This is a genomic window from Paraconexibacter antarcticus (assembly GCF_024220175.1).
Classification (GTDB): Bacteria; Actinomycetota; Thermoleophilia; order Solirubrobacterales; family Solirubrobacteraceae; genus Paraconexibacter; species Paraconexibacter antarcticus.
The window spans coordinates 3,155,378-3,174,264 of the sequence record NZ_CP098502.1; the positions used below are offsets into that span (position 1 = coordinate 3,155,378).

Below are 18,887 nucleotides of genomic sequence, written 5' to 3' on the forward strand. Positions count from 1 at the left end.
GGCCGTGGTCCACCCGACCCGCCGCTGCATCGGCTGCGGAGCGCTGCGCCCCAAGGCGGAGCTGCTCCGCCTGGCCGTGGCGGGCGACGAGGTGGTGCAGGACCCCCGGGCGATCATGCCCGGGCGTGGTGCCTACGTGTGTGATCGCGCCTGCTGGGAGCAGGCGCTCCGGCGCCGCGCGGTGCCCCGCGCGTTCAGGCGCAACGTGTCGATCGACCCATCCCTTCTAGACTTAACGAGTTAGTGGCAACCAAGCGCGTACACAAGATCGCCAAAGAGCAGGGACTCACCGCCCTGGAGCTGCTCATGCAGCTCCGGGATGCAGGGTTCGCTGTGACTGCGGCGGCACAGGAAGTCGACGAGGACGAGGTTCTCGCCAAGCTCGGGCTGGGCGGTGCACCCAAGGTGGAGCAGCCGTTCTCCCCGACCCCGAAGGGGGAGGCCGACGCCGTGGCAGAGACGCCTGCGCCCGCCGTCGAGGAGGCTCCCGTCGCTCCGTCGGTGGAGCCCCAGATCCCGATCCCGGTGCCCGTCGCCGAGGAGGCCCCCAAGGGCCCGAAGATCCTGCCGGATCCCGTCGCCGAGGCCGCTGCCGCAGCGCCGCCCGCGCCGCCGGCCCGCCCCGCGCCGACCCTTCAGCCGGCTCCGGACCCGCGCCTCGCCTCGGCGTCCGCCGCCGCCGAGCCCGCCACGCCGCCGCCGGCCAAGCCGCCCGTGAAGCCCGCCGCGAAGTCGTCGAGCGCGCCCGCCGGCCCGAAGATCATCGCGCAGCCCGAGGCCGCCCCGGCGAAGCCGAAGCCCCGGCGCCAGGAGGCCGCGCCCGCACCGCCGGTGAAGCCGGCCCCGCGCCCGTCGAGCCAGCCCCCGGCCCGGCCGCCCGTGCCGTCGACGCCGGTCCCGACGCTCCAGCCGCCGCCGGACCCGCGGGAGATCGCCGCCCGCGCGCTCGCCGCCGAGAAGGCCGCCGCCGAGGCCGCCGCGGCCGCGGCTGCCGCCGCCGGCGAGGCCGCCGAGGCCCCCGCCGCCCCCGAGGCGAAGGACGCCAAGGGCAAGGAGGAGGAGGCGAAGCCGACCATCACGATCGGTGACAAGCCCGACGCGGGCCGCGGCCCGAAGATCCTCGCGGTGCCCGAGCCGCCCAAGCGCCCCAAGCGCGACGAGTCCCAGAACCTGCCGGGCGGCCGCAAGGGCGCCCCGACGACCGGTGCCGCCGGCCGTCGCCGCGTCGTCATCGACTCCCAGGCCGCCCGTCGCGGCCCGGGCGGTCCCGGTGGCCCCGGCGGCCCCGGTGGCGGCCCGAACCAGCCGCCGCGCCGTCAGCGCCGCGGCCGGCGCCGTCGCGGTACGTACAACGACTCGGTCGCCGAACTGGACGTCTCCGCGCAGACGTCGATCGACCTCATCAAGATCAACTCGGGCTCGACCGTCAAGGACGTCGCCGAGTACCTCGGCGTGCCCGTGCCCGACGTCATCAAGAAGCTCATGATGCTCGGCGAGATGGCGACGCTCACGCAGACGCTGGCCGACGACGCGATCCAGGTCATCGCCGACGAGTTCGACCGGACGATCGAGATCGTCCACGCGAGCGACGACGAGGAGGTCCTGGAGTACGAGGACGACGACGCGGACCTCGTCACCCGCCCGCCGGTCGTGACGATCATGGGCCACGTCGACCACGGCAAGACGTCGCTGCTGGACGCGATCCGCCAGGCGGACGTCGTCGGAGGCGAGTCCGGTGGCATCACGCAGCACATCGGCGCCTACCAGGTCCACCACAACGACAAGATCCTCACCTTCCTCGACACGCCGGGCCACGAGGCGTTCACCGCCATGCGTGCCCGCGGCGCCCGGGTCACCGACATCGCGGTCATCGTGGTGGCGGCGGACGACGGCGTCATGCCGCAGACCGAGGAGGCGATCGACCACGCACACGCGGCCGACGTCCCGATCGTCGTCGCGGTGAACAAGATCGACAAGGAGGGCGCGGACCCCACCCGGGTGCGCACCGAGATGACCACCCGCAACCTGCAGCCCTCCGAGTGGGGCGGGGACACGGAGTACGTCGACGTCTCCGCGAAGGCGCGCACGAACCTCGAGGACCTCCTCGACACGCTGCTCGTCGTCGCCGAGCTCGAGGACCTCAAGGCCAACCCGGCCGCCGAGGCCTCCGGCGTCGTCATCGAGTCCAAGCTCGACCCGGGCCGCGGCCCGGTCGTGACCGTCCTCATCCAGCGCGGCACGCTGAGGGTCGGCGACGCGCTGCTGGCCGGCCCGCAGTGGGGCAAGGTCCGCGCGATGCACGACTACACCGGCGCCCGCGTGAAGCAGGCCGTCCCCGGTGACCCGGTCGAGATCCTCGGCTTCGACGGCGTCCCCGCCGCGGGCGAGACCGTCCGCGTCGTGGAGACCGACAAGCAGGCCCGTTCGCTCGCCGGCGAGCGCGAGCACCGCCTCAAGACCGAGGCCCTCGCCCGCCGCTCGGGCCGCAAGGTGTCGCTCGACGATGTCTTCAAGCGCGCCCTCGGCAGCGAGTACAAGGAGCTCAACCTCATCGTCAAGGTCGACGTGGCGGGCTCCCTGGAGGCGATCGAGGACGAGATCGCCAAGCTGCCCCAGCAGGAGGTCCAGGTCAACATCATCCATTCGGGCGTCGGTGGCATCACCGAGTCCGACGTCATGCTGGCGACCGCCTCCGAGGCCGCGATCATGGGCTTCAACGTGCGGCCCGTGGGCGACGCCCGCGCCGCCGCCGACCGCGAGGGTGTCGAGATCCTCAACTACTCGGTCATCTACAAGGCGATGGACGACCTCCGCGACGCGATGGAGGGCATGCTCGATCCGGAAGAGGTCGAGGACGCCGTCGGCGAGGTGGAGGTCCGTCAGATCTTCCGCGCCTCGAAGATCGGCATCATCGCCGGCTGCATGGTCACCTCCGGCAAGGTCACGCGCGGCGCGAAGCTCCGGCTCGTCCGCGACGGCCGCGTCGTCACTGAGACGCGCATCGACACGCTGCGGCGCTTCAACGACGACGTGCGCGAGGTCGCCAGCGGCTTCGAGTGCGGCATCACGCTCGTGGGCACGCAGGACATCCAGGAGGGTGACGTCTTCGAGGTGTTCGCCACGCGCAAGGTCGACCGGGTCCTCGCGAAGTAGCGCGGACCGACCAGCCGTGCCCAGCGAACGGATGCGACGGGTGGACGAGGCGGTGAGGGAGGTCCTCAGCGCCGCGGTCACGACCGACCTCAAGGACCCCAGGATCGGGTTCGTCACCGTCACCGACGTGAAGACGAGCCCGGACCTGCGCCACGCCCGCGTCTACGTGAGCGTGCTCGGGTCCGCGGACGAGCAGCAGGCCTCGCTGGCGGGCCTGCAGTCCGCGCACGGCTTCCTCCAGGCCGGGCTCGCGAAGAGCCTGCGGATGAAGCACACGCCCGCCCTGACGTTCATCCTCGACGACACCGCCGAGCGGGCGGCCCGCGTCGAGCGCCTCACCAGCGGGGGCGAGGCATGAGCGACTCCCGCGAGGCCGTCCTCGCGGAGATCCGGAGGCAGGACCGCTTCATCCTCGTCACCCACGAGCACCCCGACGGCGACGCCCTCGGCTCGCTCGTCGCGATGCACGAGATCCTCCTCGCGCTCGGGAAGGACTCGGTGATGTTCGTGGCCGCCGACGAGTTCCCCCTGCCCTACGAGTACCGCTTCTTCGTCTTCGACGGGCTCGTCTCGCAGGCGCCGCCGGACCTCGCCGAGCGCACGGTCATCTTCCTCGACTGCGGCAACATCGACCGCAACCCGCTCGACGAGGTCAAGGGCGAGGACGCGCGGATCGTCAACATCGACCATCACCACGACAACACGCGCTTCGGGACGATCGACCACGTCGTCGTCGACGCCTCGTGCACCGCGGAGATCGTCTGGGACCTCATGCGCGAGCTCGGCGTCAGCCCGACGCCGACGATCGCGGACGCCCTGTACGTCGGGCTCGTCACCGACACCGGCAAGTTCATGTACGAGAACACCGGCGAGCGCGCGCACGCGATGGCGGGCGAGCTCATCGCCGCCGGGGTGGACGTCAACGCGGTCTACCGGCGTCTGTACGAGGAGATGCCGTACTCGAAGCTCGAGCTCCTCGCGCTCGGCCTCGCGAACCTCTCGCGGCACGACGACGGGCGCCTGACGTTCACGATCCTCCACCGCGAGGACTTCCTCGCCGCCGAGGCGGAGGAGAGCTACGCCGAGGGCCTCATCGACCATCTGCGCTCCGTGCGCGGGACGAAGGTCGCGGCGGTCGCGCGCGAGCTCCTCGCCGGCGCGGACGACCCGTCCGGGGCGACCCGTCGCAAGAAGGTCTCGCTGCGGGCCACCGACGGCGAGGTCGACGTCTCCGTCATCGCCCGTGCGGGCGGCGGCGGTGGCCACCGGCAGGCGGCGGGCTTCACGACCGAGCTGGGCGACGACGAGCTCATCGCCTTCCTGCGGGAGCAGGTGGCCCTGCAGCTCGGGCCGCTCGCCCCGGTCTGAGCCGTCCCGGAGCGCGCCGTGGACCGGGTGCTGCTGATCGACAAGCCCGCCGGGCGGACCTCGCACGACCTCGTCGCCGAGGTGCGGCGCGGCGTCGGCGGACCGCGGAAGGGCCCCGGGGTCGTCCGGGTCGGCCACGCCGGCACGCTCGACCCCTTCGCAACCGGCCTGCTCCTCGTCCTCATCGGGCGGGCGACGAAGGCGCAGTCGCTCTTCATGGGGCTGCGCAAGACGTACGAGGTCACCGCACGGTTCGGGGCGGTGTCGTCGACCGGCGACACGGAGGGCGAGATCACCGAGACGGGTGTCCTCCCGTCCCGTCCGCTCGTCCTGCCGACCGGCCTCGTGCGCCAGCGCCCACCGGCCTACAGCGCGATCAAGATCGACGGCGAGCGCGCCTACGCCCGCGCCCGGCGCGGGGAGGAGGTCGAGATGCCCGAGCGCGAGGTGACCGTGTACCGCTTCGAGCCGCTCCCGCCGGCGGGCGGTAGCGGTCGGCCGGACGACGAGCCGGGGGCCGACGAGCGCTTCCTCATCGAGTGCTCCTCGGGGACGTACGTGCGGTCGCTCGTCGCCGACCTCGGCGACGCGTACTGCACGTCGCTGCGGCGGACGGCCATCGGGCCGTTCGACGTGACCGGGAGCGCCGATCACGGGACGGTGGAGACCGGCATCCCGCTGGGCGAGGCCCTCGGGCGGGTCCTGCCCGTCGTGCCGCTCGAGGGCGCCGAGGCGGGCCGTGCGGCCCACGGCGTCGCCGTCGCGGACCCGCGTCCGGACCCCGCCGGCGCCCGCGTCCTCATCGTCGACGCGGACGGACCCGTCGCGGTCGCCGAGCCCCGGCCGGGCGGCCTCCTCAAGCCCGTCGTCGGCTTCCGGAGCTGACGCTCGTCCGCCGGGCGGGCGGCGGGGCACGATCGAAGCCTCGTACCATCAGGACCCACCACCCCTCTATGACCGCCACGATCGTCCCGCTCCCGCAGATCAGCCCCCGGCCGCGCCGCGTCGCCGTCGGCTCCTTCGACGGCGTCCACCTCGGTCACCGCGCGGTGATCGAGGGCGCCGATGCCGTCCTGACCTTCGACCCGCACCCGATGAGCGTCATCTCGCCGTCGGCCGCGCCACGCCTGCTCACCACCCTCGCCCGCAAGGCGGAGCTCGTGGGGAATCTCGGGGTCGAGGAGCTCGTCGTCATCCCGTTCGACGACGCGTTCGCCCACGAGGGCGCACAGCAGTTCATCGACGAGGTGCTCGTCGGCGCGCTCGGCGCGACCCACGTCAGCGTCGGGGAGAACTTCCGCTTCGGTCACAAGGCGGTGGGGGACACCGACCTGCTGCACGCCGACAGCCGCTTCGAGACCCGTGTCGTGCCGCTGCTCGAGCTCGACGGGGAGATCATCAGCTCGAGCCACATCCGCGGCCTCATCGCCGGCGGGGCCATCGAGTACGCGGGCCAGCTGCTCGGCAACCCGTTCGTCGTCGACGGCATCGTGAGCCACGGCGAGAAGCGGGGCCGGACGCTCGGGTTCCCGACCGCGAACCTCGTCCCGGAGGACTCCTACGCGGTCCCCGCGCACGGCGTCTACGCCTGCCGCGCCCGCACCGCCGACGGCGTCTGGCACCCCGCCGCGACGTCGATCGGGGTCCGCCCGCAGTTCGTCACCGGGCTCGGGGAGCTCATCGAGGCGTTCCTCATCGACTTCACCGGGGACCTCTACGACGAGCCCCTCCGGATCGAGTTCCTCAAGCGCCTGCGGGGCGAGAAGCGTTTCGAGAGCGTCGACGCGCTGCTCGAGCAGATGGCACGAGACGTCGATGAGGCACGTGCCTTTGCTAGCCTTCCACGTCGCCCATGAGCACCCTTTCCGCAGAGCGCAAGCAAGAAATCGTCACGAAGTTCGGGGAGACCCCGCAGGACACCGGGAACACCCGCGTCCAGGTCGCGCTGCTCACCGCGCGCATCAACGACCTCACCGAGCACCTGCGCTCCAACAAGAAGGACCACCACTCGCGTCGTGGCCTCCTGATGCTCGTCGGCCAGCGCCGTCGCCTGCTGCGCTACTACGAGAAGTCGAACCTCGAGGGCTACCGCGCCCTCATCAAGGAGCTCGGCCTCCGCCGCTAGCCGTCGGCGCGCGGCGCCCGGCCCCGGACCCCAGGTCCGAGCGAGCCCGGCGCCCCGCCACCCGCTGCGGGCACTAGCCTGCCGCGCATGTCAATCATCGCCGCGGGGGAGACCGTCCCCGACTTCGTCCTGAAGACCGCCGACGGGGAGGACTTCACCCCCGCCGACCTCGAGGGGCAGACGACCGTCCTCGTCTTCTACCCCTTCGCGTTCAGCCCGGTCTGCACCGACCAGCTGCAGATCTACGACGAGGTGATCGACGAGTTCACCGCGAAGGGCGCCAAGGTCTACGGCGTCAGCACCGACGCGACCTGGTCGCAGGGCGCGTTCAAGGACAAGCTCGGCGTCTCGATCGAGCAGCTCTCCGACTTCGAGCCCAAGGGCGCGGCCTCGAAGGCGCTCGGCGCGTACTTCGAGCCGGCCGGCATGACGAACCGGGCGCTGCTCATCATCGGGCCGGACAAGGTCGTCAAGTGGTCCTACGTCGCCGACTCCCCGGGTGACCTTCCGGGCGTGGGCCTGCTGTTCGACAACCTCTGAATGTCGTGAAGGAGGGCCTCCCGGTGGCACGCTCCAGCGTGTCACCGAAAGAGCAACCACGAGGAGGCCCGCTCACATGTTGCATGCTGGATTGGATCTCAGCCGCAAGCGGCTGGACTATTGCCTGCTCGCCCCGGATGGCGAGCAGATCGAGGCCGGCGCGACGCCGCCGGACGCTGACGGGCTGCGCGGGTTCGCGCGCGGCGTAGAGACCCGGCATGGGCCGGTCCTAGTGCGGGCGGCGATCGAGTCGATGAACGGCGCCCGGTTTGTCCATGACGAGCTTGAGCGGCTCGGATGGGAGGTCGAGGTCGCCGACGCGCAGAAAGTCAAAGGCCTCGGCCCGTTGGCGTGCAAGACCGACCGGATCGACGCGTGGGTGCTCGCCGAGCTCTCACGGCGTGACCTGGTCCCCGCGGTGTGGCTTCCGGGCTTCGAGCAGCGCCAGGAACGCGAACGCGCGCGCTGGCGCCTGTTCTTGGTGCGCAAACGCAGCTCGCTGAAGCACCGCATCCACGCGCAGCTGCTCGCGTTCGGCCATACCTGCCCGGTGTCGGACCTGTTCGGCGCCCGCGGCCGCAAGCTCCTTGCGCGGCTCGAGTTCCCCGAGCCGTGGCACTCAGGGGTCCTCGCCGCGGTGCAGATGATCGACGAGCTCGACGCCGAGATCGCCGCGATCGACAAAGAGCTCAAAGCGCTCGGGGCCGATCACCGGTACATCCCGCTGCTGATGAGCGCCCCGGGGATCGCGTGGATCCTCGGGTACACGATCGCCGCGGAGATCGGCGACATCACCCGCTTCTCGAGCCCGAAGAAGCTCGTCGGCTACACCGGCCTGTGCCCACGCGTCTACCAGTCCGGCAACACCGACCGCCGCGGCCCCTTGACCCACGCCGGCCCGAAGTACCTGCGCTGGGCCTTGATGGAAGCCGCCGTTCACGCCTGCCGCCATCAGGTCTACGCCGCCCGCTACCAGGCCAACAAGAAGCGCCTGGGCAAACAGCGCGGCGCCAAGGTCGCCCAGGTCGACATCGCCCGCCGGCTCGCCGAGGCGATCTGGCACATGCTCACCCGCAACACCACCTTCGCTCCGGCAGGCGCCACGCGCGCTCTGGCCGCATAGACGGCCCTCTCTGAGATGCGCCACCGGAGCGATGCCCCTACAGCACCTGGTCCTCACACGATGAGGCGATAGAGAGTTGAGCCCCTGCTCCACGACCGACCCAGAGGACAACGACCCAGAACCCACACTTGACACCTCACCCTCCTTCATAGAGAGCGGCCGCGCGGCGGCCGGCGGCTCAGACCGCCGCCGGCCGCCCCGCGCGGAACTCGGCTCGGAGTCCGCGCGCAGCGCCCCTCAGACCGCCGCAGCCTCGCGTGCGCGGAACTCCGCGAGCAGCCGCGGGATCTCCGCCGCGCGGTAGTCGAAGATCGCCTCGACGTCGCGGCGGACCATGAGCCGGTTCGCGAGCTCGCCGAGCGGCCCGAAGGCGATGCCGTAGCGGACCGTGTCGGTCATGATCGTGCCGGGTCGGGTGGGGTCCGAGTCATCCGGCTCGAAGGTGTGGGTGTGGTGCCAGAGGGCGTACGGGCCCTTGATCTGCGTGTCGACGAAGGCGTGCGGCGGATCCCAGCGCTGGATGCTCGTGAGCCACGAGATGGGGACGCCGCGGAGCTTCAGCGCGTACTGGATGAGTGCGCCCGCGTAGAGGTCGATCGGGCGCGGCGTCACCACCCGGAAGCGCAGCAGCGGAGGGGTCAGCGCCTCGAGGTTGAAGGCGTCGGCGAAGAACGGGAAGACCTCGTCGGGGGTCCCGTCCAGGCGCTGCTCGCGGTGCAGGGTGTGGATGCGCATCACCGGTGGTACGGGCGTCTAGGCTGCCTTAGATGACCGACCTGCGCAGCGCCCCGGTCCCCCCGGTCGGTCCCGGCGACCACGTCCGGGGCCCAGACGGCGCGCCCGCGGTCGTCATGTACGCCGATTTCACCTGCCCCCGCTGCGCCCTCGCCTGGGAGCGGCTCGACGGCGCGGCGGTCCGGCTCGTCTTCCGCCACCTCGCGCTGAAGGCGAAGCACCCGCGCGCCGTCGCGCTCGCCTGCGCCGCGGAGGCCGCCGCGGCCCAGGGCGCCTTCTGGGCGTTCGCCGCCTCCGTCTACGCCGACCCCGGCCGCGTCGACGACCCGCACCTCTGGGCCCGCTGCGAGACGCTCGGCCTCGACGTCGAGCGCTTCCAGGCCGACCGGCGCGCGCCGGCCGCGACCTCCCGGGTGGCCGCCGACGTGCGGGCCGCTCTGCGTGCGGGCGCGACCGTCACGCCCACCTTCTTCGCCGCGACCGGCCCGCCGGGCGCCGCCGCGGAGGCCCATCCCGGGCCGCCCGACGCGCAGACCGTCGCCCGCTGGGCCGCCGGGCCGGGAATACCCGCAAACGGTTAGACTCGAGGGCACTTCCGATACGAGAAGCATCACCACGCTCACCAATCGGGTGAGCATGAAGGGAAAAACATATGAGTAATGACGCCGTGACCACGGTCACCGTCGAGATCGCCGGCTCGGAGATCACCTTCGAGACGGGGCGCATGGCCCGTCAGGCCTCCGGCGCCGTCGTCGTCACCCAGGGTGAGACGATGATCCTGTCGACCGCGACGGTCGGCCGCCTCAAGGACGCGGACTTCCTCCCGCTCACCGTCGACGTCGAGGAGCGGATGTACGCCGCGGGCAAGATCCCCGGCTCGTTCTTCAAGCGCGAGGGTCGCTCCGGCGAGAAGGGCACCCTCACCGCCCGCATGATCGACCGCCCGCTCCGTCCGCTCTTCCCGAAGACGTGGCGCTACGACACGCACCTCGTCACCGTGACGATGAGCGTCGACCACGAGCACCCCTACGACATCCTCGCGATGAACGGCGCCTCCGCGGCGCTCATGATCTCGCCGGTGCCGCTGCCGAACCCCGTCGGCGCGGTCCGCATCGGCAAGGTCGACGGCAACTTCGTCGTCAACCCGAACGAGCAGGACCTCCTCGACAACTGCGACATGGACCTCATCGTCGCGGGCACCGAGGAGGCCATCCTCATGGTCGAGTGCGGGGCGAACATCGTCTCCGAGGCCGAGATCCTCGACGCGCTCGACATCGCGCACGACGCGATCAAGAAGCTGTGCGCCGCGCAGCACGAGCTCGCCGCGAAGTGCGGCAAGCCGAAGATGGAGGTCTCGACGGCCGGCTCGGTCGACCAGGACCTCGTCGCGCAGATCCAGGCGTCCCACGGCGCCGCGCTCGAGGAGGCGACGTCGAACACCGACAAGCTCGAGCTCTACGCCGCGATCGACGCGGTCAAGGACGCGGTCGTCGCCCAGTACGCCGGCGATCCCGAGTCCGAGACCTACGGCGAGGCGGCCACCGCGGCCGGCAAGGCGTTCGACGCGGTCGAGAAGTCGACCATCCGTCAGCGGATCGCCGTCAAGAAGCAGCGTCCCGACGGCCGTGCGGAGACGCAGATCCGGCCGATCAGCATCGAGGTCGGCGTCGCCCCGCGCACGCACGGCTCCGCGCTCTTCACCCGTGGTGAGACCCAGGCCTTCTCCGTCGCCGCCCTCGGCACGCTGAAGGAGGAGATGCGTCTGGACACCCTCGGGCTCGAGACGAAGAAGTACTACTGGCACCACTACAACTTCCCGCCCTTCTCGGTGGGCGAGGCCGGCTTCATGCGCGGCCCGAAGCGGCGCGACATCGGTCACGGTGCGCTCGCCGAGCGGGCCCTCGTCCCGGTCATCCCGTCGATCGAGGACTTCCCGTACACGGTGCGCGTCGTCTCCGACATCTTCGAGTCCAACGGCTCGTCGTCGATGGCGTCGGTCTGCGGCTCCTCGCTGTCCCTGATGCAGGCGGGCGTCCCGATCGCCGCGCCGGTCGCGGGCATCGCGATGGGCCTCATCAAGGAGGGCGACGACTACGTGGTGCTCACCGACATCGCCGGCGTCGAGGACCACCTCGGCGACATGGACTTCAAGGTCGCCGGCACCGCCGAGGGCATCACCGCCCTCCAGATGGACATCAAGATCACGGGCGTGACCTTCGAGATCATGAAGGACGCGCTCGAGCAGGCGAAGGCCGCCCGCCTGGACATCCTCGGCCAGATGACCGCGGTCATCGCGGCGCCGAACGAGGAGCTCTCCGAGCACGCCCCGCGCATCTCGAAGATCAAGATCGACCAGTCCCAGATCGGCCTGCTCATCGGCAAGGGCGGCGAGACGATCCGTGGCCTCTGCGAGGAGTTCGAGTCGCAGATCGACGTCAACGACGACGGTCAGGTCCTCATCTACTCCGCGAACGGCGCCCTCGCCGACGCCCTCACCGAGCGCATCCGCTCGATGATGAAGGAGGTCGAGGTCGGCGACGAGTTCAACGGCGCGAAGGTCGTCAAGACGACGACGTTCGGCGCGTTCGTCGAGCTCGCCAAGGGCACCGACGGCCTGCTGCACATCTCGAACGTGTCGCCCGGCAAGCGCGTCGACACCGTCGAGGAGGTCCTCAACCGCGGCGACGAGATCAACGTCCGCGTCGTCGAGGTGGACCGCGAGCGCGGCCGTATCGGCCTGCGCATGGCCGACGACCCGGACGTCGCGGGCAAGACCGTCGAGGAGCTCGCGTCGGTCGGCTCCGGCGGCGGCGGTGGGGGCGGCGGCGACCGCGGTCCCCGTGGCCCGCGCGGCCCCCGCGAGGGTGGCCGTGAGGGTGGCGGCCGCGATCGCGACCGTGGCCCGCGTGGCTCCGGCCGCCCGCGTCACCGCTCCGGCGGCGACGAGGGCTGAGTCCGCGGTGCTGACCGAGCACCGCATCACCGAGCTGGACTCGGGGCTGCGGATCGTGACGGAGGCCATGCCCTCCGTCCGGTCCGCCGCCCTGGGTGTCTTCATCGGGGTCGGGAGTGCCGCCGAGTCGCACGACGAGGCGGGGCTCTCGCACCTCATCGAGCACATGCTCTTCCGCGGCACGCCGCGCTACGCGTCCCTCGAGATCGACCAGATCTTCGACGCGATGGGGGCGGAGCTCAACGCCGGGACGGGCAAGGAGTCGACGTCCGTGTACACCCGCGTCCTGGACCGGCACCTCGACCGGGCCTTCGACGTCGTCGCCGACATGGTCTGGCGGCCGACGTTCGACGCGGGCGAGCTCGACGCCGAGCGCGAGATCGTCCTCGAGGAGATCGCGATGTACGAGGACGACCCGCAGGACAAGGTCTTCGACGTCCTCGGCGACGCGGTCTTCGGCGACCACCCGCTGGGCCGGGCGATCATCGGCCGCGCCGAGGTCGTCGCCGGGACGCCCGCCGCGGGCCTCGCGGCGTTCCACGGGGCGCGCTATGTGCCGGGGAACGTCGTCGTCGCGGCCGCCGGCTCGATCGACCACGACGCGCTCGTCGCGATGGTCGGTGACACCGCGCCCGCTGCGGGCGCCGCCGCGCCGCCGGATGTCCACACGGTCGTCGAGCTCAAGCAGCGCTCGAAGTTCGTCCGCAAGGACACCGAGCAGTACCACGTGTGCCTCGGCGCTCCCGGCCTGAAGCGCGACGACGACCGCCGCTTCGCGCTGCGCATCCTCGACAACGTCCTCGGCGGGACCTCGTCGTCGCGGCTCTTCGTCGAGATCCGCGAGAAGCGCGGCCTGGCCTACGCCGTCTACTCCTTCTCCGCCCAGTACGCGACGACCGGCCAGGTCGGGCTGTACGTCGGCACGCGCCCGGACAACGTCGGGACCGCCATGGGCATCGTGAACGTCGAGCTCGAGAAGCTCCGCCAGGACGGCATCAGCGCCGACGAGCTCGAGCGCTCGAAGGACAACGTCAAGGGGCGCATCCTGCTCTCGCTCGAGTCGACGGTAGCTCGCATGAACCGCCTCGGTGCCTCGGTGCTCGCGGGTATGCCCCTCATGAGCGTCGACGAGCTCGAGGAGCGGATCGACGCCGTCTCGCTCGATGACGTCCTCGCCCTCGCCCGGGAGCTGTACGCCCCCGAGCGCCTGTCGGTCGCCGGCATCGGCGCCGATGAGGCGGTCTTCGACAAGGCGCTGGCGGCCTGATGGCCGGCGACGGCGTCATCCGCGTCGGGGTCGCCGGCGCCGCGGGCCGCATGGGCCTGTCGGTGTGCGCGGCCGTCGAGGCGGCCGACGGGCTCGTCCTCGCCGGGCAGGCCGACCCGGCGCTCGGGGCGACGCTCGAGCAGATCCTCGGCGACGTCGACGTCGTCGTCGACTTCACCCGGCCCGACACCGCGCAGGCGAACGCGGAGGCCTGTCTCGCCGCCGGCGTCCACGTCGTCATCGGGACCTCCGGCTTCGACCAGGACGCGGTCGCCGCGGCCGCCGCCGCGTCGAAGGACGGCGCCCGCGCGTTCTTCGCCCCGAACTTCGCGATCGGCGCCGTCCTCATGATGCGCTTCGCCGCCGAGGCCTCGCAGCACATGAAGAAGGCCGAGATCATCGAGCTGCACCACGACCAGAAGCTCGACGCGCCCAGCGGCACCGCCGCCCGGACCGCGTCGATGATGGCGGGCGACGTCCCCATCCACTCGGTCCGCCTGCCGGGCCTCGTCGCCCACCAGGAGGTCATCCTCGGCGGGCTCGGGGAGACGCTGACCATCCGTCACGACTCCCTCAGCCGCGAGTCGTTCATGCCGGGTGTCGTGCTCGCCGTGCGCCGGGTCGCGGACCAGTCCGAGCCGTTCGTCGTCGGCCTCGAGCACGTGCTGTTCCCCTCGGCCTGAGGCCGGCCCGCCCGTGGCGACGATCACCCGCCGCGCCACCGTTGCCGACGCCAGGGCGATCGCCGCCCTGCAGGGCCGGGCGTTCTGGCGCAACTACGCCGACCTCGTCGACGCGTCGCTGCTCGGTGAGGCGGACGAGGAGACCCGCGCCGCCGAGTGGGTGGCGCGCCTGTCGTTCGCGCCGGGGGAGACGTTCGTCGCCGACGTGGCGGGTGCCGTCCGCGGGGTCGTGACGATCGGGCCGTCGAGCGAGGACGCCGACGTCGCCGGCGCGTTCGGCACGGGGGAGGTCGCCTCGCTCTACGTCGACCCGCCCGCCCAGGGGGCCGGCCTGGGCACCGCCCTCGCGACCGAGGCCGACCAGGCGCTGCGGGCGGCTGGCCACGCCGCCGCCACGCTGCGGGTGCTCGAGGGCAATGAACACGCGCGGACGTTCTACGAGCGCCGCGGCTGGACGCTCGTCCCGGGCCGCGGCACCCCGCACCCGTGGGGCACCCACGTCCTCTACCGGCGGGAGCTGTGACCGCGTTCGAGGTCCCGCCGGTCCCCACCGTCGCGGTCACGAACCACGCCGCGGAGCGCTTCCGGCAGCGCGTCGGCTCGCGCACCGGCGAGGTCGACGTCAAGAGCGAGATCGCCGGGCGCGTCGCGAGGGCCTGGGCCGCCGGCCGCGTGGACGACGAGGCACCGCCCGGCGCCACCGGCGCCCGCGGTTCCCTCTACGTCCGCTGCCTCGTCGACCGCGCGGTCGTCTACGTCTGCCGCTACGACCGCGCCGGCCGCGAGGCCCTCGTCATCACGTTGTGGGAGGGCGAGGGCGGAGTCGCCCCGCCCCGGGTCGGCCGGAGGTTCACCAACGCGCTGAAGGACTCGGACGCGGCGGTCGAGCAGCCAGGACGGTGGGCGGAGGACCGGCGGGAGTAGGGGACGGGCGGCGGGCCGGGGGTGCTGGGGGCGGGGCGGGCCAGGGATGCTGCTGCGGGGCGGGGATGCTGCGACGGGGCGGGGATGCTGCGGGCGGGGCGGGCGCGGTGATCGGGGCGGGGGCGGGCGCGGTGGACGCTTCCGCGGACGCGGGCGTCATGTCGCGCTTCAGCGGAACCGCCTGACGGTGCTTCGGCTTCGGGTGGTGGCGCGGGCGTGGCGGCGCGAGTGCGAGTGGGGTGGTCGGGGTGCGGGCGCCTACAGCGAGCTGGATACGGCGGTGTGGAGTGCCGCGGCGCTTCGGCGCGAGGTGTGTCCCCGGGCGCCGCTGAGCCGGGGGGGCTTCCCGCGCGAGGTGTGTCCCCGGGCGCCGCTGAGCCGGGGGGGCTTCCCGCGCGAGGTGTGTCCTCCCAGCCGGACTGAACCCGCCTGGCCGGACGCACCTCCCCTCGAACCCTCCCGGCGCCGGGCAGCGTGCGGCCCGGAAGGGGATATTCCCCGTCCAGGCCACACGCCGCCCCGCAGTGCGCCCGACCAGACGCGCACGCCGGCACCACCACGACGCCCATCCGCCGTAACCAGCGCCGCCTTACACGCCCGCACCCCGCCGGCCTGAACCCGCCTGGCCGGACGCACCTCCCCTCGAACCCTCCCGGCGCCGGGCAGCGTGCGGCCCGGAAGGGGATATTCCCCGTCCAGACCACACGCCGCCCCGCAGAGCGCCCGACCAGTCGCGCACGCCGGCACCACCACCGCACCCCGGCCGCCGTAACCAGCCCCGCCGTACACGCCCGCACCCCGCCGGCCCCGATCGCGTGAGCGTCGCCCACGTCAGCGTCCCGGCCAGAACCCGCCGGGACCTTCCGGGACACGCCCGAACCCGCCGGAGCCTCACCTACCCCAGCAACCCCGCCAGCCGCGTGTACCGCGTGCCCGCGTCCCGCCGCCCGAGCGCGATGCCCAGCGCCGCGGTGTCGCCGACGAACACGGCCGCGCGCTCGGCCCGCGTGAGCGCGGTGTAGACGAGGTTGCGGGTGAGCATCACGTGGTGACCACGGAAGAGCGGGACGACGACGACCGGCATCTGCGAGCCCTGGGACTTGTGGATCGAGATCGCATGGCCGAGGCGGAGCGTCGCGCAGTCCTTCACCGGCAGGCGCAGCGTGCGGCCGTCGTCGCAGGCGAGGATCGCTGCGTCGCGGTCGTCGTCGTAGGACACGACGACCGCGAGCTCGCCGTTCATGAGCTCGTGCTCGTGGTCGTTCTTCGTCTGGATGACCCGGTCGCCCACGCGCAGCGGCGTCCCGGAGACGACCTGACCGTCGGGGTTGCGCCGCTCGCGCAGCGCGCTGTTGAAGGCGTCGATCCCGACCGGGCCCTTGTGCATGGGCGCGAGGACCTGGACGTCGGTCTCCCGCTCGAGCCCGTAGTGGGCCGGCAGGCGGGTCGCGGCGAGCTCGACGATCTCGGCGAAGATCGCCGACGCGTCCGGCCGGGAGATGAGGAAGAAGTCGTGGATGTCGCCCTCGCCCGGCCGCGTCGGCGGGTGCTCGCCGTGGTTGATCGCGTGGGCGGCCCGGACGATCATCGAGCGCGCCGCCTGACGGAAGATCTCGGTGAGCCGGACGGTCGGGACGGCGCCCGAGTCGATGAGGTCCTCCAGGACCCGGCCGGGCCCGACCGGTGCGAGCTGGTCGACGTCCCCGACGAGCAGGACATGGGTGCGGGGGCCGACCGCGTCGAGCAGGGACTCCGCGAGCCGGACGGACAGCATCGACGCCTCGTCGACGATCAGGACGTCGGCGCCGTCGATCGGGTGGGTGCGGTCGCGGGTGAAGCCCTCGCCGGGGATCCACTCGAGCAGCCGGTGGATCGTCGTCGCGTCGACCCCGGTCGTCTCCGTCAGGCGCCGCGCCGCCTTGCCCGTCGGCGCGCAGAGGCGCACCGAGCGCCCCTTCCCCCGCAGGACGTCGACGACCGTCCCCATCGACGCGGTCTTGCCCGTGCCCGGCCCGCCGGTGAGGATCGAGAGGCGGCCCTCCAGGACGTGGTCGACGACCGCCCACTGCGCGTCGGTCGGGACGAACGCCCCGCCCGCGGGCCGCTCGACCTCGCCGAGGGTGAAGGCCGCGTCCGCGTCGAGCAGCTCGCGGACCTTGCGCGCGAGCGCCCGCTCGGTCGCGTACATCGACGCCTCGGCGACGCGGCCCTCCTCGAGGACGACACGGCCCGCCGCGGCCAGGAACGCGAGGCGGTCCTCGACCGGGGCCTCGTCGCCCAGCAGACGGCGCGCCCGTACGAGCAGCTCGCCGCGGGGGAGATGGCAGTGGCCGTCGAGCTCGGCCTGCTGCAGGGTGTGGACGAGCCCGGCGTCCAGGCGCCCCGGGCTGTCGGCCCCGACCCCGAGCGCCCGGGCGAGCGCGTCCGCCGTCGCGAAGCCGATCCCGTCGACCTCGGTGAGGGAGTACGGGTCGCGCTGGAGCTGGACGATCGCGTCGTTGCCGAGCGTCCGGTAGATCCGCGCCGCGACCGCCGCCGGGACGCCGTGCTGCTCGAGGAACAGCCGCACCGCGCGCAGTGCGCCCTGCGTCTCCCACGAGCGGACGGCGGCGCCGAGCTTCGCCGGCCCGATGCCGGGGACGGCCCGCAGCCGCCGCTCGGGGTCGGCGTCGATGACGCCGAGCACCTCGTCGCCGTGCTTCTCGAGCAGCCACGCGGCCCCCTTCGGCCCGACGTGCTTGATCGACGCGAGGTACGCGATGAGGGCGGCATCGCCGACCGGCTCGGCGATGAGCACCTTGTCGACGACGAACTGCCAGCCGTGCTTGGCGTGCCGCTGCCACGCACCGCCGAGCGTCGCGCGCTCACCGATCTGCACGTGGCCGAGCGCGCCCTTGACGGTCACCTCCTCGCCCTCGTCGGTGAGCACGCCGAGGATCGCGAAATCACCGTCCTCCGCCCGCCAGCGGGAGGTCACGATCTCCGCGGTCAGCTCGCGCTGCTCGGTGTCGGGGGCGACGGTCATCTGCCGTCAGCGTACGGCCGCGACCAGCCGGATCGGGCCCCGGGGCGCCCCGAAGTCGCAGAATCGGCGCACCTTCCGGACACACCGGACACAGGTCGGGCGGGGGATGCGGGCGCGACCTTGGGATACTGGACCGGCCATGCCGCAGCTCGGAGCCATCATCACCGCCATCGTCACCCCGTTCGACGCGCAGGGCGCGGTCGACGAGGACGCGTTCGTCGCCCTCATGGGCCACCTCGCCGCCAACGGCACCGACGGCTTCGTCGTCTGCGGCACGACGGGCGAGGCGAGCACCCTCGACGACGACGAGCACCTCGGCGTCATCGAGCTCGCCGTCCGCAACAAGCCCGAGGGCACGACGGTCATCGGCGGCGTCGGCGCGAACGACACCCGCCACGCGATCAAGCTCACGAGCCGCGCCTGCGAGCTCGGGGTCGACGCGCTGCTGTCCGTCAACCCGTATTACAACCGGCCCAACCGCCGGGGGATCGTCGCGCACTTCACGGAGGTCTCCAAGGCCGCCGACCGCCCGATCATCCTCTACAACATCCCCGGCCGCACCGGCTCGGACATGCCGAACGACCTCCTCGCCGAGCTCGCGCAGCTCGACCACGTCGAAGGCGTGAAGCAGGCGAACAACGACAACCTCGCGCTCGTCGACGGCCTCGCGCTGTACGCCGGGAACGACGAGGTGCTCGCGCGCACGCTCGACATGGGAGGCGCCGGGGGCATCCTCACCGCCAGCCACGTCGTCGGCCCCGCGATGCACCGCATGGTGGACGAGCCCGATCAGCGGGCCGCCATCGACCAGGACCTTCAGGACGTCTACGCCGCTCTCGGCGTGGGCCCCGCAGCCATGACCATCAAGGCAGCGCTCAACCTCCTCGGCCACCGCGCCGGGGTTCCGCGCCTGCCGTACGTCGAGGCCGACGCCGAGGAGATCGCCGTCATCCGCGCGATGCTCGTGCGGCACGGCCTCATGGAGACTTAG

General features: G+C 72.4%; 18 protein-coding genes. 16 read left to right on the plus strand and 2 right to left on the minus strand.

The window, feature by feature from the left end:
• Nucleotides 1-4 precede the first annotated feature (4 nt).
• The 9 genes from NBH00_RS25550 (at nt 5) to NBH00_RS15500 (ending at nt 8,309) form a co-directional block, all read left to right on the plus strand.
• On the plus strand, nt 5-244 hold the full coding sequence (locus NBH00_RS25550; RefSeq protein WP_367401257.1) for a YlxR family protein: 240 nt from the start codon (nt 5-7) through the stop codon (nt 242-244).
• Nucleotides 244-3,153 (plus strand): translation initiation factor IF-2, encoded by a 2,910-nt coding sequence (gene infB, locus NBH00_RS15465; protein WP_254569490.1) that lies wholly within the window; start codon nt 244-246, stop codon nt 3,151-3,153. The genes NBH00_RS25550 and infB overlap by 1 nt, the downstream gene beginning before the upstream one ends.
• A 16-nt stretch (nt 3,154-3,169) precedes the next feature.
• Complete coding sequence (gene rbfA, locus NBH00_RS15470; RefSeq protein ID WP_254569491.1) at nt 3,170-3,511, plus strand: 30S ribosome-binding factor RbfA; 342 nt, start codon at nt 3,170-3,172, stop codon at nt 3,509-3,511.
• Nucleotides 3,508-4,521: a DHH family phosphoesterase gene (locus NBH00_RS15475; RefSeq protein WP_254569492.1), complete on the plus strand. Its 1,014-nt coding sequence runs from the start codon at nt 3,508-3,510 to the stop codon at nt 4,519-4,521. Before rbfA ends, NBH00_RS15475 begins: the two co-directional genes overlap by 4 nt.
• A gap of 18 nt (nt 4,522-4,539) precedes the next feature.
• Entirely contained in the window at nt 4,540-5,406 is an 867-nt protein-coding gene (gene truB / locus NBH00_RS15480; protein WP_254569493.1) for a tRNA pseudouridine(55) synthase TruB, read from the plus strand.
• Nucleotides 5,407-5,474: 68 nt separating this feature from the next.
• Nucleotides 5,475-6,377, plus strand: coding sequence for a bifunctional riboflavin kinase/FAD synthetase (locus NBH00_RS15485; protein ID WP_254569494.1), 903 nt, complete (start codon nt 5,475-5,477; stop codon nt 6,375-6,377).
• On the plus strand, nt 6,374-6,646 hold the full coding sequence (gene rpsO / locus NBH00_RS15490) for a 30S ribosomal protein S15 (RefSeq protein WP_254569495.1): 273 nt from the start codon (nt 6,374-6,376) through the stop codon (nt 6,644-6,646). Before NBH00_RS15485 ends, rpsO begins: the two co-directional genes overlap by 4 nt.
• An 87-nt stretch (nt 6,647-6,733) precedes the next feature.
• Nucleotides 6,734-7,186 (plus strand): redoxin domain-containing protein, encoded by a 453-nt coding sequence (locus NBH00_RS15495; RefSeq protein WP_254569496.1) that lies wholly within the window; start codon nt 6,734-6,736, stop codon nt 7,184-7,186.
• Nucleotides 7,187-7,277: 91 nt separating this feature from the next.
• Nucleotides 7,278-8,309: an IS110 family RNA-guided transposase gene (locus tag NBH00_RS15500; RefSeq protein ID WP_254569497.1), complete on the plus strand. Its 1,032-nt coding sequence runs from the start codon at nt 7,278-7,280 to the stop codon at nt 8,307-8,309.
• Nucleotides 8,310-8,546: 237 nt separating this feature from the next.
• Here NBH00_RS15500 and NBH00_RS15505 read toward each other — a convergent pair whose 3' ends face one another.
• A complete protein-coding gene (locus tag NBH00_RS15505) occupies nt 8,547-9,044 on the minus strand; it encodes an SRPBCC family protein (protein WP_254569498.1) in 498 nt (165 codons plus the stop codon).
• 32 nt (nt 9,045-9,076) lie between these two features.
• Here NBH00_RS15505 and NBH00_RS15510 point away from each other — a divergent pair, with 32 nt between their 5' ends.
• The 6 genes from NBH00_RS15510 (at nt 9,077) to NBH00_RS15535 (ending at nt 14,871) form a co-directional block, all read left to right on the plus strand.
• A complete protein-coding gene (locus NBH00_RS15510; RefSeq protein WP_254569499.1) occupies nt 9,077-9,625 on the plus strand; it encodes a DsbA family protein in 549 nt (182 codons plus the stop codon).
• 71 nt (nt 9,626-9,696) lie between these two features.
• Complete coding sequence (locus tag NBH00_RS15515; protein ID WP_367401258.1) at nt 9,697-11,997, plus strand: polyribonucleotide nucleotidyltransferase; 2,301 nt, start codon at nt 9,697-9,699, stop codon at nt 11,995-11,997.
• 7 nt (nt 11,998-12,004) lie between these two features.
• Entirely contained in the window at nt 12,005-13,264 is a 1,260-nt protein-coding gene (locus NBH00_RS15520; RefSeq protein ID WP_254569501.1) for a M16 family metallopeptidase, read from the plus strand.
• Nucleotides 13,264-13,947: a 4-hydroxy-tetrahydrodipicolinate reductase gene (locus NBH00_RS15525; RefSeq protein ID WP_254569502.1), complete on the plus strand. Its 684-nt coding sequence runs from the start codon at nt 13,264-13,266 to the stop codon at nt 13,945-13,947. The genes NBH00_RS15520 and NBH00_RS15525 overlap by 1 nt, the downstream gene beginning before the upstream one ends.
• A 13-nt stretch (nt 13,948-13,960) precedes the next feature.
• The gene (locus tag NBH00_RS15530; RefSeq protein WP_254569503.1) at nt 13,961-14,470 is read left to right on the plus strand and encodes a GNAT family N-acetyltransferase; all 510 of its coding nucleotides are present in this window, start codon (nt 13,961-13,963) and stop codon (nt 14,468-14,470) included.
• A complete protein-coding gene (locus NBH00_RS15535) occupies nt 14,467-14,871 on the plus strand; it encodes a hypothetical protein (protein ID WP_254569504.1) in 405 nt (134 codons plus the stop codon). Before NBH00_RS15530 ends, NBH00_RS15535 begins: the two co-directional genes overlap by 4 nt.
• An 895-nt stretch (nt 14,872-15,766) precedes the next feature.
• Here the strand turns inward: NBH00_RS15535 and recD2 are convergent.
• Nucleotides 15,767-17,896, minus strand: coding sequence for an SF1B family DNA helicase RecD2 (gene recD2 / locus NBH00_RS15540; RefSeq protein ID WP_254569505.1), 2,130 nt, complete (start codon nt 17,894-17,896; stop codon nt 15,767-15,769).
• A gap of 139 nt (nt 17,897-18,035) precedes the next feature.
• On the opposite strand from recD2, the gene dapA reads away from it, so the two are divergent.
• Nucleotides 18,036-18,887 (plus strand): 4-hydroxy-tetrahydrodipicolinate synthase, encoded by an 852-nt coding sequence (gene dapA, locus NBH00_RS15545; RefSeq protein WP_254569506.1) that lies wholly within the window; start codon nt 18,036-18,038, stop codon nt 18,885-18,887.